General features: G+C 67.6%; 18 protein-coding genes. 7 read left to right on the forward strand and 11 right to left on the reverse strand.

Annotated elements, in window-relative coordinates:
* Nucleotides 1-113: 113 nt before the first annotated feature.
* The 3 genes from puuE to ACQR2C_RS19915 form a co-directional block, all read right to left on the reverse strand.
* Nucleotides 114-1541: an allantoinase PuuE gene (gene puuE / locus ACQR2C_RS19905; RefSeq protein WP_316239436.1), complete on the reverse strand. Its 1428-nt coding sequence runs from the start codon at nucleotides 1539-1541 to the stop codon at nucleotides 114-116.
* A gap of 5 nt (nucleotides 1542-1546) precedes the next feature.
* Entirely contained in the window at nucleotides 1547-1903 is a 357-nt protein-coding gene (gene uraH, locus ACQR2C_RS19910; RefSeq protein WP_315805251.1) for a hydroxyisourate hydrolase, read from the reverse strand.
* Between the two features lie 83 nt (nucleotides 1904-1986).
* Nucleotides 1987-2892, reverse strand: a complete 906-nt coding sequence (locus ACQR2C_RS19915; RefSeq protein ID WP_316239437.1) for a LysR family transcriptional regulator — start codon at nucleotides 2890-2892, stop codon at nucleotides 1987-1989.
* A gap of 135 nt (nucleotides 2893-3027) precedes the next feature.
* Between ACQR2C_RS19915 and ACQR2C_RS19920 the strand changes: the two genes are divergently transcribed.
* From ACQR2C_RS19920 to ACQR2C_RS19930, 3 genes are all read left to right on the forward strand, one after another.
* Nucleotides 3028-3966 (forward strand): ring-cleaving dioxygenase, encoded by a 939-nt coding sequence (locus ACQR2C_RS19920; protein WP_316239438.1) that lies wholly within the window; start codon nucleotides 3028-3030, stop codon nucleotides 3964-3966.
* Nucleotides 3963-4595: an alpha/beta hydrolase gene (locus ACQR2C_RS19925; RefSeq protein WP_434881917.1), complete on the forward strand. Its 633-nt coding sequence runs from the start codon at nucleotides 3963-3965 to the stop codon at nucleotides 4593-4595. Before ACQR2C_RS19920 ends, ACQR2C_RS19925 begins: the two co-directional genes overlap by 4 nt.
* Nucleotides 4596-4704: 109 nt before the next feature.
* Nucleotides 4705-5910 carry an amidohydrolase family protein gene (locus ACQR2C_RS19930; protein ID WP_434881918.1) on the forward strand — a complete coding sequence of 402 codons (1206 nt, stop codon included), beginning with the start codon at nucleotides 4705-4707 and terminating at the stop codon, nucleotides 5908-5910.
* 7 nt (nucleotides 5911-5917) lie between these two features.
* On the opposite strand, the gene ACQR2C_RS19935 is transcribed toward ACQR2C_RS19930, so the two are convergent.
* The 4 genes from ACQR2C_RS19935 to ACQR2C_RS19950 form a co-directional block, all read right to left on the reverse strand.
* The gene (locus ACQR2C_RS19935; protein WP_315805256.1) at nucleotides 5918-7150 is read right to left on the reverse strand and encodes a carboxylate-amine ligase; all 1233 of its coding nucleotides are present in this window, start codon (nucleotides 7148-7150) and stop codon (nucleotides 5918-5920) included.
* A 20-nt stretch (nucleotides 7151-7170) separates the two neighbouring features.
* Nucleotides 7171-8946: an N-acetylglutaminylglutamine amidotransferase gene (locus ACQR2C_RS19940; RefSeq protein ID WP_434881919.1), complete on the reverse strand. Its 1776-nt coding sequence runs from the start codon at nucleotides 8944-8946 to the stop codon at nucleotides 7171-7173.
* 26 nt (nucleotides 8947-8972) lie between these two features.
* Nucleotides 8973-9800, reverse strand: a complete 828-nt coding sequence (locus ACQR2C_RS19945) for a class II glutamine amidotransferase (protein WP_315805258.1) — start codon at nucleotides 9798-9800, stop codon at nucleotides 8973-8975.
* A 192-nt stretch (nucleotides 9801-9992) separates the two neighbouring features.
* Nucleotides 9993-10874 carry a LysR family transcriptional regulator gene (locus ACQR2C_RS19950; protein WP_315805259.1) on the reverse strand — a complete coding sequence of 294 codons (882 nt, stop codon included), beginning with the start codon at nucleotides 10872-10874 and terminating at the stop codon, nucleotides 9993-9995.
* A 110-nt stretch (nucleotides 10875-10984) separates the two neighbouring features.
* On the opposite strand from ACQR2C_RS19950, the gene ACQR2C_RS19955 reads away from it, so the two are divergent.
* Complete coding sequence (locus ACQR2C_RS19955) at nucleotides 10985-11404, forward strand: CidA/LrgA family protein (RefSeq protein ID WP_315805260.1); 420 nt, start codon at nucleotides 10985-10987, stop codon at nucleotides 11402-11404.
* Complete coding sequence (locus tag ACQR2C_RS19960) at nucleotides 11379-12089, forward strand: LrgB family protein (protein WP_316182808.1); 711 nt, start codon at nucleotides 11379-11381, stop codon at nucleotides 12087-12089. The genes ACQR2C_RS19955 and ACQR2C_RS19960 overlap by 26 nt, the downstream gene beginning before the upstream one ends.
* 5 nt (nucleotides 12090-12094) lie before the next feature.
* On the opposite strand, the gene ACQR2C_RS19965 is transcribed toward ACQR2C_RS19960, so the two are convergent.
* From ACQR2C_RS19965 to ACQR2C_RS19980, 4 genes are all read right to left on the reverse strand, one after another.
* Nucleotides 12095-12925: a type 1 glutamine amidotransferase gene (locus ACQR2C_RS19965; protein WP_316182807.1), complete on the reverse strand. Its 831-nt coding sequence runs from the start codon at nucleotides 12923-12925 to the stop codon at nucleotides 12095-12097.
* A gap of 24 nt (nucleotides 12926-12949) precedes the next feature.
* Complete coding sequence (locus tag ACQR2C_RS19970) at nucleotides 12950-13780, reverse strand: hypothetical protein (protein ID WP_434847852.1); 831 nt, start codon at nucleotides 13778-13780, stop codon at nucleotides 12950-12952.
* Nucleotides 13781-13911: 131 nt separating this feature from the next.
* Entirely contained in the window at nucleotides 13912-14370 is a 459-nt protein-coding gene (locus ACQR2C_RS19975) for a hypothetical protein (RefSeq protein ID WP_316182806.1), read from the reverse strand.
* Between the two features lie 121 nt (nucleotides 14371-14491).
* Complete coding sequence (locus ACQR2C_RS19980) at nucleotides 14492-15184, reverse strand: HAD family hydrolase (RefSeq protein WP_316182805.1); 693 nt, start codon at nucleotides 15182-15184, stop codon at nucleotides 14492-14494.
* A gap of 106 nt (nucleotides 15185-15290) precedes the next feature.
* Between ACQR2C_RS19980 and ACQR2C_RS19985 the strand changes: the two genes are divergently transcribed.
* Together ACQR2C_RS19985 and ACQR2C_RS19990 are read left to right on the forward strand one after the other, a co-directional pair.
* Nucleotides 15291-15977 (forward strand): hypothetical protein, encoded by a 687-nt coding sequence (locus ACQR2C_RS19985; protein WP_315805265.1) that lies wholly within the window; start codon nucleotides 15291-15293, stop codon nucleotides 15975-15977.
* A 117-nt stretch (nucleotides 15978-16094) separates the two neighbouring features.
* Nucleotides 16095-18119: a YgiQ family radical SAM protein gene (locus tag ACQR2C_RS19990; protein ID WP_434881920.1), complete on the forward strand. Its 2025-nt coding sequence runs from the start codon at nucleotides 16095-16097 to the stop codon at nucleotides 18117-18119.
* Nucleotides 18120-18164 lie beyond the last annotated feature (45 nt).

Here is an 18164-nt window from a genome sequence, read left to right on the forward strand (position 1 = left end):
GAACACCACTCGTGCGGCTGCCCCTCACCCCGTAAGAACGGGGAGAGGGAGCCCACCGGCTGCGAGGCGCGCGCACCGAACCAACTAACAGGCGACGACACCAGCCCGCCTGCTCACCCCTGCTCGAACTTCTTCGCCAATCTCGCCCGCGTGATGTGGCCGATCTGGTCGATCGCGTTGGCGATCTCGGTATCCATATCGTTGCCGATGCGGCGTTCCATCTCGGCGATGACCGAGGGACGGTCGGCGTGCAGCGCCAGAGCGACGATCAGCGGCATGCCGAACTTGTCGCGGTAGCGGCGGTTGATGTCGGCGACGCGCTCGAATTCGGCGCGCGAGAGCGCGGTGAAGCCGAGCCGACCCTGCTCGCCGATCGAGTCGTTCGTCATCTCACCCGCCAGCGCCTCGCGGCCGGCGAGCTCCGGATGGGCGCGGATCAGCTTCAGCTTCTCGTCGCGGCTCATGGCGCGGACGACGTTCATGAGCGTCGTATGCAGCGCATCCGCGGCGTCGTCGAAGGCGGACAGGCCGGCACGATAGGCGCGGTCGGCAATCTCCGGGGAGTGCTCGAAGATGTCGCCATAGCGCTCGACGAACAGCACGCGCGACATCTGCGACGGCCGCCATACGCCAGCCGGCGGATGCGTCCGGATCCAGTGCCGGGCGATGTCCAGCCGGGTCGCGACCCAGACCTTGTCATGACCCGTGATGTAGTCGAGGAAGCGCGCCAGCGCGGCCGCGCGCCCGGGGCGGCCGACCAGCCGGCAGTGCAGTCCGACCGACATCATGCGCGGGCTCTCCGCGCCCTCTGCGTAGAGCGTATCAAAGCTGTCCTTCAGATAGGCGAAGAACTGGTCGCCGGAGTTGAAGCCCTGCGGGGTGGCGAAGCGCATGTCGTTGGCATCGAGCGTATAGGGCACGATCAGTTGCGGGCCGTGCGGCCCCGCGATCCAGTACGGCAATTCGTCGGCATAGGAATCGGCGCTGTAGACGAAGCCCTGCTGGTTGAGGACGATGTCGAGCGTGCGCTCCGACGTGCGGCCCTGGTAGAAGCCGAGCGGCCGCTCGCCCGTCAGCTCGGCATGGAGGCGGATCGCCTGCTCGATATCGGCGCGCTCGTCGGCTTCGGGGACATCGCGGTAGTCGATCCATTTCAGGCCGTGGGAGGCAATCTCCCAGCCGGCTTCCTTCATCGCGGCGACAGCATCAGGATTGCGCGCCATCGCGCTCGCGATCGCGAACACCGTGACCGGCAGCTTGCGGGCGGTGAACATCCGCCACAGCCGCCAGAAGCCGGCGCGCGAGCCGAACTCGTAGATCGACTCCATGTTCATGTGGCGCTGGCCCGGCCACGGCTGGGCGCCCACGATCTCGGACAGGAAGGCTTCGGAGGCAGCGTCACCGTGGAGGATGTTGTTCTCGCCGCCCTCCTCGTAGTTGATCACGAACTGCACCGCGATGCGGGCATCGCCGGGCCAGCGCGGATGCGGCGGCGTGCGGCCGTAGCCGACCATGTCGCGCGGATAGACGTCAGCACTCATCCGGCTCAGCTCCCGCGATAGGTCTGGTAGCTCCAGGGCGTCGCCAGCAGCGGCACATGGTAGTGCGCGCCGGCATCGGCGACGGAGAAGCGGAGCGGGATCAGATCGAGAAACAGCGGGTCGCCCAAGGCGAGGCCATGGGTCTTGAAATAAGCTCCCATATGGAAGGTCAGCATGTAGGTGCCGGTGGCGAAGTCATCGTCCGCCAGCATCGGCTGATCGGTCCGCCCGTCCGCATTGCTCCGCACCTGCTTGACGCGGCGCCAGGAGCCGTCGGGTTCGAGGACATCGAGATCGATCGCGACGCCGGCCGCGGGCTTGCCCCTGACCGTGTCCAGAATATGCGTGCTCAGCCGCCCCATGCATCGTTCCCTCTCTGCTGCCGGCTCGGAACCCTATCAGCGCCCGGTTAAAGGTTCGAGGCGATTTGCCGTTCAGTTGCAGCCTAGGGGCTGGTCACGTCGCGCTCCCTGCCGAAGTGCTCGACCAGGAAGTCGATGAACAGCCGCACCTTGACCGAGAGGTGCCGCGTCGGCGGATAGATCGCATAGAGCGCCAGCGGCGGCGCGGCATAGTCCGACAGGATCGCGGCCAGCGCGCCGCTCTCGAGCGCGTCCGCCGCGATGAAGCGCGGGATCAGCGCAACGCCCTGTCCCTTGATGGCGACATCGCGCAGCACTTCGGCATTGTTGACGCACAACGACCACGCCGGCTGGACCCAGTGGTCGCCGTCGCGGCCGGTGAGCTTCCACTGATTGCCGGTCAGCAGGAAGCCGTAGGTCAGCGAGGTGTGGCGGCGCAGCTCCTCCGGGCTCTCTGGCGTGCCGTGCCGCGCCAGATAGGCCGGCGCGGCGCAGATGACGCGCTCCACCGGCATGATCCGCCGCGCCACCAGGCTCGACGATTCCAGCTCGGCGATCCGCAAGGTGACGTCGAAACCGTCCTGGACCGGATCGAGCAGGTCGTCGCTCAGCACGATCTGCAACTGCAGCTCGGGATAGCGGGCCATGAAATCGGCGACGACCGGACCGAGCCGCATGGTGCCGAACGACATCGGCGCATTGACGCGCAACAGCCCACGCGGCGCGGCCTGCGACTGGCTGACCGCCTGATCGGCGGCGTCGAGCTCGGCGAGGATCGCGACGGCGCGCTCGAAATAGAGCTGTCCGGTCTCGGTCGGGCTGGCATGGCGCGTGGTGCGGACGATCAGCTGCACGCCGAGGCTCTGCTCGAGCTCGCCGATATATTTCGAGATCGCCGAGCGCGACAGCCGCAGCTGCCGGCCGGCTTCGGCGAAGCTGCCGCTCTCGACCACCTTCACGAAGGCCCGCAGGCTGCTCAGCTTGTCCATGGTCCCCGGACCGTCATTGTCGCCAAATCGTAGACAGAGACGTCACAAGACCACGGATTGTCTCCAAATCAAAGCGGACCAATATGGCGTCCAGGAAATCAAGCGGCCCTCTGGGCCTACCGACAGGAGATCCACATGCCCGGACTTCACCACGTCACCGCCATCGCCGGCGACCCGATCCGCAATTTCGGCTTCTACACCCGCGACCTCGGGCTGCGCTTCGTCAAGAAGACGGTCAATTTCGACGATCCCGGCACCTATCACTTCTATTACGGCGACGAGACCGGCCGCCCCGGCACCATCCTGACCTTCTTCCCCTGGGCCGGCGTGCGGCCGGGCCGCCGCGGCGTCGGCGAGACCCACCAGACCGCGTTCCGCGTGCCGCAGCGCTCGCTCGGCTACTGGACGCAGCGCCTGACCGAGAAGGGCATCGCCTATGAGGCGCTGGAGAAGCGCTTCGGTGAATCCGTGCTGCCGTTCACCGATCCCGACGGCATGGCGCTGGCGCTCGTCGGTGTCCCCGGCGCCGAGAGCGAGCCCGGCTACAGCAACGGCGACATCCCGGCCGAGCACGCCATCCGCGGCTTTCATGGCGTCACGCTGCTGCTCGACTCCGCCGAGAAAACCGCAGCCGTGCTGACCGACGTGTTCGGCTTTGCCGAGACGGGCCGCGAAGGCTCGGTGATCCGGTTCAAGGCGCCGGGCGATGCGCAAGGCAGCGTGGTCGACATCTACGAGGCCAAGGGCTTCCTGCGCGGCGCGCAGGGCGCGGGCTCGGTGCACCACATCGCCTTCCGCGCCGCCGACGACGCCGCACAGGGCATGATGGCGCAGCGGCTGGTCGATCGCCACGGCCTGCACCCGACCGAGCAGAAGGACCGCAACTACTTCCGCTCGATCTACTTCCGTGAGCCGGGCGGCGTGCTGTTCGAGATCGCGACCGACATCCCGGGCTTCGCGGTCGACGAGCCGGTCGCCGAGCTCGGACAAAACCTGAAGCTGCCCGCTTTCCTCGAATCGCATCGCAAGCAGATCGAGGGCGTGCTGCCCAACCTCGAGGAGGCCGCATCATGACCGCCACATTGTCCTTCACCCACCGCTTCCAGCCCGCAAGCGCGGCCGGCGCAGCGCCGCTGCTGCTCCTGCACGGCACCGGCGGCGACGAGAACGATCTCTTGCCGCTCGGCGCCACGCTCTCGCCCGGCGCGGCTCTCCTCTCGCCACGCGGGCAGGTGCTCGAGCACGGCATGCCGCGCTTCTTCCGCCGCCTGGCGGAAGGTATATTCGACGAGGACGACGTCCGCCGCCGCGCGCGGGAGCTCGGCGCGTTCGTCGGCGAGGCGCGTCGGCATTACGGGATCGGAGCGCCGGTCGCGGTCGGCTACTCCAACGGCGCCAACATCGCCGCAGCGCTCCTGCTGTTGCAGCCGGAGACGCTGGCGGGCGCGGTGCTGTTCCGAGCCATGGTGCCGCTGAGCCAGCCACCGGCGGTCAAGCTGACGCGTCAGCCGGTGCTGATGCTGTCGGGGCTCGCCGATCCGATCGTGCCCGCCAGCAATGCGACAAAGCTGTGCACTGAGCTCACCGAGGCCGGCGCGGACGTGACTCACACGACGCTGCCGGCGGGGCACCAGCTGTCGCAGGCGGACATCGCGCTGGCGCGCGACTGGCTCGCCGGACTGCCGCACGCGATTGCCGCCTGAAGATGCTTGCGGCTCCGGCCGCTCCTGACCAAGAATATCGTCTCATCGCGCATCGGACCGCAGTCATGCGGCTCCGATGCCGGGCGGACGAATGGGAAGGATCTCGGGCATGGCCGTCGACAAGCTGTTCATCAATGCGCGGCTCGACCGCGGCGCGCGCCATGCGATCACGGTCGACGGCGGCCGCATCAGCGGCCTTCTCGCCGAGACCGAGCGCCCCGAGGCGCGCGAGGTGGTCGATCTCGGCGGCGCGCTGGTCGTGCCCGGCTTCGTCGAGGGCCACATCCATCTCGACACCAGCTTCTATGGCGATGCGTGGAAGCCGCACAAACCCTGCACCAACGGCTTCGACGTGCATGAGCGCGTCACCTTCCAGGCCCAGAACATGGCCGCGGCCGCGCCGATGGACGTGCGCGCCCGCAACCAGCTCGATCTCTGCATCGGCCACGGCACCACGCGGATGCGCAGCCACGTCATGGTCGACGGCTCCGTCGGCCTCACATCGCTGGAAACGATCCTGCGCGTACGCGACGAGTATCGCGAGCTGATCGAGATCCAGCTCGTCGCCTTTCCGCAGAGCGGCATCCTCAAGAGCCCGGGCACGCCCGAGCTGCTCGACGAGGCCATCAGGCTCGGTGCCAACCTCGTCGGCGGGCTCGATCCCGCGAGCTTCGACCGCGACGTCGAGAAGCATCTCGACGTCGTGTTCGGCACAGCCCAGAAACACGGCGTCGACGTCGATATCCATCTGCACGATCCGGGCATGCTCGGGCTGTTCGAGCTGGAGCAGATCGCGGCGCGCACGCGCGCCCTCGGCATGCAGGGCCACGTCGCGGTCAGCCACGCCTATGCGCTCGGCGACCTGCCCGCCGACCCGCTGAAGAAGATTGCCGACGTCCTGGCGGCGTCTGGCGTCGCCATCATGACCAATGCGCCGGGCGCGCGGCCCTTCCCGCCGGTGGCGCTGCTGCGCGCGGCCGGCGTCACCGTGTTCAGCGGCAACGACAACATCCGCGACTCCTGGTGGCCCTATGGCGACGGCGATCTGTTGAACCGCGCCATGATGGTCGGCTACCGCTCCGGGTTCTATGTCGATGACGAGTTGCGGATGGCCTTCGACCTCGTCACCGAGGCCGGCGCCAAGGTCTTGAGGCTTGCCGATTACGGCCTGCGCGCTGGCGCGCGGGCCGACTTTGTCACCCTCGATGCCGAGCACGTTCCGCAGGCCGTCGTCGCCTTGCCAAAGGGCCGCTCGGTCTACAAGGACGGCCGCCTCGTGGCGCGCGACGGCCGTGTGATCAGGCAACCGATCTAGGCCGGCGTCATTGGGCTGGCTCGACCGGTGCCTGCCGGCGCGGTGGCTCGGCGCGCGACACGGTGGCGGCCTCGATCCAGCGCGTCACCGCCGACAACTGCCCGCCGGACTCGCGATAGGCCTGCAGCTGATAGTCGGCCGAGCTGCCGAACTGCATGATGATGCGGCAGTGCTCGACCTCGGCGAGACATCCCAGCGCCTCCGCATGCGGCGCGACGTCCGCGATCATGCGGTTCAGGATCTCCTGGCCCGTCACCGGACCGTCCTCGGTCACGAACAGACAGTCGGTGCCATAGCGCTGCGCCCGCCACTTGTTTTCGACCGCGATCGCACGCTCGACGTTGCCGACGGCCTCGGCAAGATCGGGATTCAGGTACAGATGGCGCGCCAAGGCGCGATAGAGCGAGGCAATCGCGACGGCGTCGTCGACCGCGGTGCAGACGTCGGGGGCACGCAGCTCCAGCGTCGGATGCCGCAGCGACGGCCGCATCGCCCACCAGACATGGCTCTCGTCCGGCATCACGCCGGACTTCGTCAGCGCCGCCACATAGCGATCATATTGCTGCTTCGAGGTGAACAGCTCGGGCAGGCCACTGCGCGGCAGCTCGTCGTAGGCGGCGAGCCGATAGCCCTTCAGGCCCGTCTCGCGCGAATTCCAGAATGGCGAGGACGCCGAGAGCGCGATGAACACCGGGATGTAGGGGAGCATCGCCCGCATCACCGCGAAGCGCAGGTCCGGGTCCGGCAACTGCACATGCACATGCATGCCGCACAGCATGTTGCGCTGGCCGACGATCCGCAGGTCTTCCATCATCTCCGCGTAGCGCGGCTTGGGACTCGGCAGTGAGCTGCGCCACGTCGCGGTCGGATGCGTGGAGCAGGCCAGGATGGTCAGGCCATACTGGCTCGCCACGCTGGCAACCTCGCGCCGCAGGAATTTCAGCTCCTCGCGCGCATCGCCGACATCGACATGGACGTTGGTGGCGACCTCGAGCTGGGCCTGCAGCATCTCGCGCATCGCCTGTCCGCCGGTCGACCAGTTGGCGGCCTCGAACAGGTCGTCCGGCGTCCGGATCGCGACATCGCGCGTCTGCGCGTCGACGAGAAAGTACTCCTCCTCGATGCCGAACGAATATTCCGTGACCTCCTCGCTGCCGGTGGCCGAGCGGATCACCAGACGCCGCTCGTCATCGCTCAGGCCGAGCCGCAGCTTCTCCAGGATGCGTGGATCCAATCCCATGTGATCAATCCTCTCCGACGTCAAATGCCGTGAGTCTGCAGCCATGCCTCCAGCAGGGCCGCCTGCCACAACCGCGAATGCCCCTTCGGGCTCATCTCGGCCTCGGGGTGCTGCAACATGTGGTCGATGAAATCGCGTCGGTAGAGACCGCGTGCGCGCGCCTTGTCGTCGTTGAGCACGTCGCGGACGTAGTCGAGGAACGGGCCGCGCAGATAGCGCAACGAAGGCACCGGAAAATATCCCTTCGGGCGGTCGATCACCTCCGCCGGCACGCAGCGGCGTGCCGCCTCCTTGAGAATATGCTTGCCGCCGTTCTTCACCTTCAGCTCGGCGGGCATGCGCGCGGCCAGCTCGACGACCTCGTGATCCAGGAACGGTACCCGCGCTTCCAGCCCGAACGCCATCGTCATGTTGTCCACCCGCTTCACGGGGTCGTCGACCAGCATGATCTCGGTGTCGATCTGCAGGACCTTGTCGACCGCCGAAGCTCCAGCGTGAGCTGCGAAGAAGCGCTCCACGAATGCCAGGCTCGCGTCGTCGTCGCCAAGCATCTCCGGTGCCAGCAACCGCTGCAGGTCGGAATGCGTCCAGTCGAAATAGGCGTTCTGATATTGCTGAACGGGATCATTGGCCGAGAGGAAGCCCGGATACCAGCTGTAGCCGCCGAACACCTCGTCGGCTCCCTGTCCGCTCTGCACCACCTTGACGCGCTTGGCGACCTCAGATGACAGCAGATAGAACGCGACGGCGTCATGGCTGACCATCGGCTCCGACATGGCAGCAATGGCGCCGGGGAGCGCCTGCAGCGCGCGGTCGCCGCCGATCCTGATCTGCTCGTGATTGGTCCCGAACGTCCGCGCGATGATATCCGAGTAGCGAAACTCGTCGCCGGAATGCGCGCCCACCGCATCGAACCCGATCGAAAAGGTGCGGATGTCCTCGTGTCCGAGCTTCGACAGCAGCGCGACCAGCAGCGACGAATCGAGGCCGCCGGACAGCAGCACGCCCACCGGCACGTCGGCCACGCGCCGGCGGTCGACCGCTGTCGTCATCGCCTCGAGCAGCGCCTCCGACCACTCCTGCTGGCTCATGGCGCGATCGGTCGGACGCTGCTCCCCGACCGAGAAATGCCAGTAGCGCTCGCGATGCTGCGTGCCGTCGGGCTCGATCGTGAGCAGAGTGGCAGGCTCGAGCTTCTTCACACCGCGCAATATCGTGCGCGGCGCCGGAACGGCGGCGTGGAAGCTGAAGAAGTGATGCAAGGCGATCGGATCGAGCGCCGTATCGACCTCGCCGCCCGCCAGCAGCGCCGGCAATGACGACGCAAAGCGAAAGCCGTGAGGACCATCGGTGTAGTAGAGCGGCTTGATGCCGAGACGGTCGCGCGCCAGCAGAACGCGCCCGCTGTCGCGTTCCCACAGCGCAAAGGCGAACATCCCCTTGAAGCGCTGCACGCAGGATTTGCCCCAGGCATGGTAGGCCTTGAGGATGACCTCGGTGTCGCCGTCGGAAAAGAAGCAATAGCCCTTCGCCTTCAGCTCGTCGCGAAGTTCACGGAAATTGTAGATGCAGCCGTTGAATGCCAGGCCGAGACCTAGCGCCGCGTCGATCATCGGCTGCTGGGCCGCAGCCGAGAGATCGAGAATGCTCAGGCGGCGATGGCCGAGCGCAAGCCCGCCCTGCACGTAGAGGCCGGCCGCATCAGGACCACGCGCCTGCATCGCATCGTTGATGCGGCCGAGCGTGGACAATGAGGGCCTTCCGGAAAAGCTGATTTCGCCACAAATGCCGCACATCGCGGGATCTTTCAGTTCCTGCTGTTCTAAGTACCTCCGACAACCCGTTGTGATCGCTTGCGTTCCGCAGCAAAATCAGCAGTCCCTGCGGCGAATAGCGGAACAATTTCGGCGGGCTTTGCCGCGCGCGCGACCAGCACGTGGTCCGGCGGCACCTCGATCCAGTCAGGCTCCTTGTCATACGGCTCGGAGACCGCGATCACCTGATTGCCGTCTTCGCGGAAATACAGCGAATTGGCGCGGTCATTCTCGGCGAAGCGAAACGCATAGAGATCGTGGCCGTTGGACAGCGCCGAGGTGAAGCGCAGATGCTCACGCAGACCATCCTCATTGACGAGCTCACAGAGTGATCGCAGCACCTTGCGCGTCGCGCCGATCGGGTCCGGATCAATGCCGGCACCGACAATGGCGAGGAACACGGCTTCAGAATCGGTCGTGCCCAGCCGCGACGGATACAGCGCGTCCGGGATCAGCGCCTCGACCTTGCGCCGCAGCCTGTTCCAGCTGCCGACGAAGCCGTTGTGCATGAACAGCCAGCGGCCGCAGGCGAAGGGATGGCAGTTCTGGCGAGTGACCGCCGTGCCGGTCGCGGCGCGGACATGAGCGAAGAACAGATGCGAGCGCAGATGCCGGCTGAGATAGCGGAGATTCTCATCCGACCAGGCCGGCCGCGTCTCGCGATAAAGCCCCGGCTCTGGATGATCGCCGTACCAACCGAGACCGAAGCCGTCACCATTGGTGCCCGCGGTCGATTCCAGCGCGCGGATGCTCTGCGTCACCAGGGAATGTTCCGGCTCGGTCACATAATGCTCGAAGGCGGTCGTTTCTCCGCGATAGGCGATCCAACGGCACATCCTTGCCCTCCGGTTCAATGAATGAGCTCGAGGCACGCAAAAACGTGTCACGTTCTTTTCGGATCATGCGGAAACGCCTTCGGAGCAGAGCTGGTTCCGCGCTGCGAGTCGCGCGCTGTGAGTCAGGCCGTAGGACTGGGATCCCTTGCCGCACGTCCCTCACCGTTGAAGCGACATCGTCGCAGTGATTGCTCAAGCCTCGCCGCGCTCGCGCACCAGCCTCAACCACGCCGCGGCCGCAGGCGACAGATAGGCGCCGCGGCGCCAGGCCATCGCCAATGTCCATTCGGTGCCGGGCTCATCGAGCAGGACGAGGCTGATCGGCACCTGCGTGCGCTGGGTCGCGATCATGCGCGGCAGGAAGGCGACGCCGAGACCGGCGCCGGCGAGCTCGGCGATGAAATCGATCTGGGTGCTGCGCGCCGCCACGACAGGTTCGAAGCCGTTGCGGCGGCACGCCTCGCGAAGAATGCGATTGAGCGCGAAGCCGGCCTCGAACAGCACGAACGGTGTCTCGCGCAGCTCCGCGAGCGTGATCGTCTCGCGGCGGGCCAGCGGATGATCGACCGCGACCAGAGCCATCAGCGGCTCGCGGCGCACGATCTGCGCGGCAAACTCGTCGGCGATCGGCGGCAGCAGGCCGGCGAAATCGATGTCGCCTGCAGCCAGCAATTCGCTGAGCCGGTCGCTGCCGTGCTCGACCAGCCGGATCTCGATCTCCGGATAGAGCTGGCGGTAGAGCGCGAACAACGGCGCGAACAGCGTGCTCGATCCGATCGGCGGCAGGCCGAGACGCAGCACGCCGCGCTTCAAGCCGCGCAGCTCGGCGAGCTCCGCCTGCAGATCATCGCGCTCCGCCAGCAGACGAATGGCACGGCGATAGACGATCTCGCCGGCGGCGGTCATGCGGCTCTTGTGGCCGAGCCGGTCCAAGAGCGGCAATCCCAGCTCGTCCTCGAGCTGCTTGACGGCCTTGCTCACGGTCGACTGGGTCGCGAACACCACCTTGGCGGCCTGGGAGAAGCCGCCTTGGCGGACGACCTCGACGAAGGTCCTGAGGGTACGAAGTTCCATAATCAGGCCCAATATTCCATATTCGACTTATTATCATTCATTCAATTCGCTTTCTACATGCTGCGATGCGGCATACATTGCAAGCGCAATCACTTTTCGGACGCCACCGCATGATGCATCGCAGCATTTCCATTGGGGTTCATCGCCTGATCCGCCGCAACCGGCTGGCGCAGATCGGTCTGCTCGGCCTGTTCTGGGCCGTCGGCGAGGCGCTGGTCCGGACGACCGGCCTGCCATTGCCCGGCGGCATCATCGGCATGGCGCTGGCGCTCGTCCTGATCCTGGCCGGCGGACTGAAGGTCGCGAGCATCAAGCGCGGCGCGAACTGGATGCTGGCGGAGATGCTGCTGTTCTTCGTGCCGGCGGTGCTGGCGCTGCTCGACCATCGTGAGCTGTTTGGCCTGCTCGGCCTGAAGATCTTTGCCTTGATCGTCGTCAGCACCACCGCCGTGATGTGCGTGACCGCGCTCACAATCGACCTCTGCTACCGTTGGACCGAGCGTCATGACCCTCGCCGCGCTGTGGCGTGAGCCGCTGATCCAGGCGGCGGTCTGGTCGCTCGCGACGATCCTGCTCTATCTGCTCGCCAAGCGCGTGCACCGGCGCTGGCCGCGCTGGTGGCTGATGCCGCTCGCGGTGGCGCCGGCCCTGCTGATGATCGCGGCGCTCGCGCTCAACGTCTCCTACCGCGATTACATCCGCGGCACGCATTGGCTGGTGGCGCTGCTCGGGCCGGCCACCGTCGCCTTCGCCGTGCCGATCTACGAGCAGCGGGCTCTGATCCGCCGCCGCTGGCCGCTGCTGCTGGCCGGCATGGTCGCAGGCAGCCTCACCGCGGTGGCGACCAGCTGGGCGCTGGCCTATGTGCTCGGCATCGACGGCGAGTTGCGCCTCAGCCTGCTGCCGCGCTCGATCAGCACGCCGTTCGCGATGGAAGTCTCCGGCGAGATCGGCGGCATCCCCGATCTCACCGCCGTGTTCGTCGTGCTCACCGGCATCATCGGCGCGGCCGTCGGCGACGTCGTGCTCGCACGGCTGCCGCTGCGCTCGACGCTGGCCAAGGGCGCCCTGTTCGGGGTCGGCGCGCATGGCGCGGGCACCGCACGCGCCCACCAGATCGGCCGCGAGGAAGGCGCGGTCGCCGGCCTCGTGATGGTGCTGGTCGGGCTGATGAACGTGACGCTGGCGCCGCTCATCATTCAGTTCATGCGGTAGAGCGCTCAGCCCCGCCCGAGCGAGACGATCCAGTTGCTGATCTCGGCCTGCCGCACCCGGTCATTCGCGACGTCCTGATCGAGCCCGAGCCGCCACAGAATGTCGCGCCGGGCGCGGTCATGATGCAGGGTCGCGAGATCGGCGGCGTAGCGCTCGAGCTCCGCCGGATCGGCGAAGAACCCCTCCTCGACCAGCGGCCGGCCGATGCGGCGGATCACCCAGGCGATGTCCTGCAGGCTGAATTCGGGATGATACTGCACGCCCCAGAACCGGCCGCGGCCGCTGCGGATCTCCGCGGCCTGCACCTCGCTCATTGCATTGCGCGCGGTGACCGTCGCATCCGGCGGCAGCCTGGTGACGATGTCGCTGTGGATCGCCGGTGCATCGAACACGGCGCCCCGCGCCGCATGCATCGGATGATCGCGGCCCGCCTCCGTCAGCGCGATCTTGCGCGCGAAGCCGACCTCGCGGCCGGCCGGATTGAGCGACACCTCGCCGCCGGCCGCAACGCTGGCGAGCTGAAGTCCCCAGCATGAGCCGAACATCGGCACGCCCCGCGCGAAGACCGTGCGCACCAGCTCGATCTGGCGCAGCGATTCCGGCTCGCGCTGATAGATGTTGAGCGCCGATCCCGTGATGACGATGCCCTGATAGGCCTCGATCGGCTGCGGCAGGCGCGCATCGGCATCGGCGGGCGTGGCGATGTCGATCGCCGCCTCTGGCGCGAGCGCGCGCAGCACGTCGGCGTAGCTCTCCGACGGCGTGGCACCTGCGATCTCGGCCCAGCGGCGCCTTCCGTCCAGCGAATTGCCTTCGAGCACGAGCAGTCTCAGCACGTCGTCAATCCTCCGCCCGGCCGATCATGGCTCCAACACGCCGCGCAGGAATCGCGCGCTCCGCTCGTGCACCTCCGGCCGGTTCAGGATCGTATGGACGTCGGCATCGATCACCATCACCTCCGCCTTGGCGTCGTCCTTGAGCGCGGCGGCGCAGGAGCCGGTGACGGCGCGGTCCTTGTTCCAGGGATTGGCGGCCGTGAAATACGGATCGCGCGCGGAAATCGCGTTCAGCACCGGCTCGTTCGGACCGATGCCGAGCCGGGCCGCGCTGACGAAGTAGTTGTCCTCGCACGACCACGAATAGATCAGCCGCGCCGCCACGTCCTTGCCGGCGTAGCGGCCGACCGCCACCGCACCCTCGCTGGTGCCCGCCAGCACGATCCGCAGCCGGTCGACCCAGCTCCAGTCGCGCGACGCCTTCAGCGCGTTCTCGAGCTCGGCCAGCCGCAGGGCGTGGACACGCTCATAGGTCGCGACGTCGACCGGCGAGGTGTAGGTCAGCCGGTCGGGAATCGCGAGGCTGTCGGGCGCCACCGACGCCACGCCGAGCTCGTCGGCGAGCCAGGCCTGGAACTCCTTCACGGCCGGCGCCACGCCGCTTGACCCGTGCATCACGATCGCGAGCGGCGCGATCCCGATCACGTCGGGCGCGTCCTCCGCACGGCCCTCCCAGCGCCGTCCGCCGGCGAGCGTCGCCGGCAACACCAGGTTGGCCCCGCTCCACGTCAGCGCCAGATTGGCGGGCGACGGCTCCAGCACCGTGCCTTTGGTCTCGCCGGGCTTGTCGGCCGCGAGGGCGGCGGTCGCGCAGAAAAAGGCGACGGCGATCGGCACGACACGCGCCACGAACATGATCGATCCGTCCTCCTGCGAGGCGAGCCCAGCGAGCCTGGCGCGCACCGTCCGTTTCAATCACGGCATCGGGCTGCGGACAAGCAAGGGGCGACGGACGGAGCATGCAGGGCACCCATGCGGTGATGCGATCAGCGCGCCCGCAGCCGCCGGCGCTGGGCGCGCGGCGATTCCATCGACCGGACGTGATGGCGCGGCGTGGCCGCAGCGCAGAAGACCGCGTTGGGCGCGCCGGCCGGCGCGGCGGCGGCCTCGCGCGCTCCTCCGCAGCCGCTGACGGCGCGAAGCCGTGGCACGACCGGCGACGTGTCCCGCAAGGCCTCCTGCCGTACGCTCACATCGTTCCGGATCTCCACGGGAGAGAGAGCCAGCAGCGTCGCCCGCAAGCCGCGAAGGATGGCGGCCATTGCGCGCGACGGCTGCGCCCAGCGAAACGGCCGGGCCGAACGCTTGGCGCGGCCGCGCTTGGCTCGCCCGGCTCCACTGCCGCGACGGCCGCGCTGATTGGATACTGATCCTTCGTCATCGACCTGCAACATCAGCCGGAACGGCTGTTCCGAGGGGCCGGCCGCGATCAACAACTTGCGCATGCGTCTCACCTTGATCTCGTGACGGCCAAGCGAGCGGCCGCGTTGGTCGAGACCATCGCGCAAGCGCGGTGACCGCAAGCTGTTGCCTGATGTCAGCGACATGTCAGCTCCGCGGCGTCGCTCACAGTCGCTCTCCCAGCCGCGCCATCACCAGATCGAGCACGTCGGCGTCATCGAACGCCGCCGCGGTCAGCGCCGCGCCCGCCGCGATCAGCTCGTCATGAGCGAGATTGGTGCGCATGCCGACGGTGGCGATGCCAGCCGCCGTCGCCGCCGCGATGCCGGCGCGGGAATCCTCGAAGGCGACCGACCATTCCGGCACGGCGTCGATCGCGCGCAGGCCTTCCAGATAGGGCAGCGGGTGCGGCTTGCCGTGCGGCAGTTCGTCGCCGATGATCACGACGCGAAACCGGTCCATCAGCCCGAGCCCGTGCAGGATCAGCTCGGCATTGGCGCGCGGCGCGTTGGTGACGGCCGCCACCGGAATCGCCGCCGCCGCGGCCCGATCGAGCAACGCCATCAGGCCCGGCAGCGGCTGCACCGCGCCGGCGGCGAGGCTGCGAAACACCTCCTCCTTCTGCGCCATGACCGCCGCGCGCCGCTCGGGCGGCTCATCGGGCAGAAATTGGGCGGAGATCGACAAATTGGATCGGCCGAGCAGTTCGCGTGCCGCCCGCGCGCGGTCGAACACATGGCCATACGGCCCGAACACCGCGTTGAAGGCCTGCAGGTGCAGCGCGTCGGTATCGGCGAGCGTGCCGTCGATGTCGAACAGCAAAGCCCGCCGCTTATTGATAACGCCTCGCATCAGCAAATTGACCTCAACTCATCCGGATGTTGACGCGATCTGATCCAACTCTCGACCAGACCGGCTGTCGTTATTCCCCAAACGGCGTGAAACCGCGACGGGGGAAATTGCGATGATCGGCCAGTTGAGCGCATTGCCTGTTTTGACATCGTCGAGGCTCGGAGCGGCCGCCGCGCTGGTCTCGATCATCTGTGTTGCCGCGCCCGGCGCCGCGCAGGCCGGATCCGCCGACATGGTCAACGGCCAATACTGCAACGATCTCTGCAAGGCCTATATGGCCTGGTCCGACCGCATGCTGGCCGTTACCCAGCCCGCGTCCTATTCGCGGCCGCAGGTGCGGGTCGCGGTGCCGCAGAGCATGACGCCGAAAAAGATGGACAAGGCCGAGAAGCCGGACCGGATGGCGCAGCATGGGCCGAAGCCGCATCGGCCGGCGAACCTGAACTCCTTCGCCCAGCTGCCCGCCGGCAGCCACGCCGCGCAATCCGCGATGGAGCCGCCGCCGGGCGACCTCGCCGCGTCCGACGAGCCCGCGCCGGCGACTGGTCGGCCGTTCGCCGCCGACCCGCTGCCCCATTCCGCCATCGCCGACATGCGGCGCGCGACCGACGCTGCCGGCCTGCGGCTGGTATCGATGACCGAGCCCGGCACCGGGCCGGTCACGGTCGGCGAGGCCGGCGGCAGCCCGCGCTCGAAGATGCCCTCGATCTGGATCATGCTCGCCGCAGCCGCGCTGCTGGCCTATTTCGGCCATGGCTGGCTCAAGCGCCGCAACGGCGCGTCGCATCACCTCAACTGAGACGGCTGGTCGGCCGCGCAAAGCCGCGGGAACCATTCCGGACAATTTGACCACCGGCCCTCGTCTGCGACCGGGGCTTTGGTTGAACTCGCAGCGCCGCGGCTCTATGCGTGGGCGATGAACATCGCCCTCACCGCCCCCCCGTTGAGTTCCTGGCCGCGCCACCGCGCCGACCTCAAGCCTGCGCCATTCCTGCCGATGAGCCGCAAGGAGATGGACGCGCTCGGCTGGGACGTCTGCGACATCGTGCTGGTGACCGGCGACGCCTATGTCGACCATCCCTCCTTCGGCATGGCGATCATCGGCCGGCTGCTCGAGACCCAGGGCTTTCGCGTCGGCATCATCTCGCAGCCCGACTGGCATTCGGCCGAGCCGTTCAAGGCACTCGGACGCCCGCGCGTGTTCTTCGGCGTCACCGGCGGCAACATGGACTCCATGGTCAACCGCTACACGGCTGACCGCCGCATCCGCAGCGACGACGCCTATACCCCCAATGGCGAAGGCGGCAGGCGGCCGGACCGCTGCACGCTGGTCTATGCGCAGCGCTGCCGCGAGGCGTTCAAGGACGTGCCCGTCGTGCTCGGCGGCATCGAGGCCTCGCTGCGCCGGATCGCGCATTACGACTACTGGTCCGACAAGGTTCGCCGCTCGGTGCTGGCCGACGCCAAGGCCGACATTCTCATCTACGGCAATGCCGAGCGCGCCGTGATCGAGGTCGCGCACCGGATCGCCGGCGGCGAAGCGCCCAAGGACATCCAGTCGGTCCGCGGCACCGCGCTGTTCCGCAAAGTGCCAGAGGGCTTCGTCGAGCTGCACGCCGACGATCTCGACTCCGCCGACGAAGGCGCCGCGCGCGAGAAGGGCGACGTCGTCATCCGCCTGCCGTCCTGCGAGCAGGTCGAGGCCGACAAGGAAGCCTATGCCCGCGCCTCGCGCGTGCTGCACCGGGAGAGCAATCCGGGCAATGCACGTCCGCTGGTGCAGCGCCATGGCGACCGCGACCTCTGGCTCAACCCGCCGCCGATCCCGCTGACCATGGCCGAGATGGACAGCGTCTACGACCTGCCCTACGCCCGCGCGCCGCATCCGTCCTATGGCGACGCCAAGATCCCGGCCTGGGACATGATCAAGTTCTCGGTCACGATCATGCGCGGCTGCTTCGGTGGCTGCACCTTCTGCTCGATCACCGAGCACGAAGGCCGCATCATCCAGAGCCGCTCGGAAGGCTCGATCCTGCAGGAGATCGAGCGCATCCGCGACAAGACGCCGGGCTTCACCGGCGTGATCTCCGACATCGGCGGCCCCACCGCCAACATGTACCGGATGGCGTGCAAGGACCCGAAGGTCGAGGCCGCGTGCCGCCGGCCGTCCTGCGTCTTCCCGGAGATCTGCCCGAACCTCAACACCTCGCATGACGATCTCATCCGGCTCTATCGCAAGGTGCGCGAGGTCAAGGGCGTCAAGCGCGTGATGGTCGCCTCCGGCGTGCGCTACGACCTCGCGGTCGAGAGCCCGGCCTACATCAAGGAGCTCGTGACGCATCATGTCGGAGGCTACCTGAAGATCGCGCCGGAACATACCGAGCGCGGTCCGCTCGACAAGATGATGAAACCGGGCATCGGCACCTATCACCGCTTCAAGCAGATGTTCGATGCGGCCGCGGCGCAGGCGGGCAAGAAGTACTATCTGATCCCGTATTTCATCGCCGCCCATCCCGGCACGTCCGACGAGGACATGATGAACCTCGCGCTGTGGCTGAAGAAGAACCGCTACCGCGCGGATCAAGTCCAGACCTTCCTGCCGTCGCCGATGGCCACGGCCACCGCGATGTACCACACCGGCGTCAACCCGCTGCGCGGCGTCCGCCATGGCGGCAGCGACAAGGTCGAGGCGATCAAGGGCCTGAAGCAGCGCCGCCTGCACAAGGCGTTCCTGCGCTATCACGACCCGGACAACTGGCCGGTGCTGCGGGACGCGCTGCGCGCCATGGGCCGCGCCGATTTGATCGGCTCGCGCCCGGATCAGCTGGTGCCCGCACATCAGCCGCCGGGGACGGGAAAGGCTGCCGTCACGCGGCGGCCTGTGCGACCCGAACAGCGGCCGCAGCGCTTCACGACCAAGGGCGTGAAGATCAGGAAGTAGTTGTCGAGCGCGCGCCAAGCTTGATGGCATGGGCACGCACCCGCC

It is taken from the genome of Bradyrhizobium sp. HKCCYLRH3061, from assembly GCF_051168015.1.
GTDB lineage: Bacteria > Pseudomonadota > Alphaproteobacteria > Rhizobiales > Xanthobacteraceae > Bradyrhizobium.

Coding starts and splice junctions, on each gene's coding strand:
- puuE (WP_316239436.1), bottom strand. CDS start 1,541: ATGAGTGCTGACGTCTATCCGCGCGACATGGTCGGCTACGGCCGCACG.
- uraH (WP_315805251.1), bottom strand. CDS start 1,903: ATGGGGCGGCTGAGCACGCATATTCTGGACACGGTCAGGGGCAAGCCC.
- ACQR2C_RS19915 (WP_316239437.1), bottom strand. CDS start 2,892: ATGGACAAGCTGAGCAGCCTGCGGGCCTTCGTGAAGGTGGTCGAGAGC.
- ACQR2C_RS19920 (WP_316239438.1), top strand. CDS start 3,028: ATGCCCGGACTTCACCACGTCACCGCCATCGCCGGCGACCCGATCCGC.
- ACQR2C_RS19925 (WP_434881917.1), top strand. CDS start 3,963: ATGACCGCCACATTGTCCTTCACCCACCGCTTCCAGCCCGCAAGCGCG.
- ACQR2C_RS19930 (WP_434881918.1), top strand. CDS start 4,705: ATGGCCGTCGACAAGCTGTTCATCAATGCGCGGCTCGACCGCGGCGCG.
- ACQR2C_RS19935 (WP_315805256.1), bottom strand. CDS start 7,150: ATGGGATTGGATCCACGCATCCTGGAGAAGCTGCGGCTCGGCCTGAGC.
- ACQR2C_RS19940 (WP_434881919.1), bottom strand. CDS start 8,946: ATGTGCGGCATTTGTGGCGAAATCAGCTTTTCCGGAAGGCCCTCATTG.
- ACQR2C_RS19945 (WP_315805258.1), bottom strand. CDS start 9,800: ATGTGCCGTTGGATCGCCTATCGCGGAGAAACGACCGCCTTCGAGCAT.
- ACQR2C_RS19950 (WP_315805259.1), bottom strand. CDS start 10,874: ATGGAACTTCGTACCCTCAGGACCTTCGTCGAGGTCGTCCGCCAAGGC.
- ACQR2C_RS19955 (WP_315805260.1), top strand. CDS start 10,985: ATGATGCATCGCAGCATTTCCATTGGGGTTCATCGCCTGATCCGCCGC.
- ACQR2C_RS19960 (WP_316182808.1), top strand. CDS start 11,379: ATGACCCTCGCCGCGCTGTGGCGTGAGCCGCTGATCCAGGCGGCGGTC.
- ACQR2C_RS19970 (WP_434847852.1), bottom strand. CDS start 13,780: ATGTTCGTGGCGCGTGTCGTGCCGATCGCCGTCGCCTTTTTCTGCGCG.
- ACQR2C_RS19975 (WP_316182806.1), bottom strand. CDS start 14,370: ATGCGCAAGTTGTTGATCGCGGCCGGCCCCTCGGAACAGCCGTTCCGG.
- ACQR2C_RS19985 (WP_315805265.1), top strand. CDS start 15,291: ATGATCGGCCAGTTGAGCGCATTGCCTGTTTTGACATCGTCGAGGCTC.
- ACQR2C_RS19990 (WP_434881920.1), top strand. CDS start 16,095: ATGAACATCGCCCTCACCGCCCCCCCGTTGAGTTCCTGGCCGCGCCAC.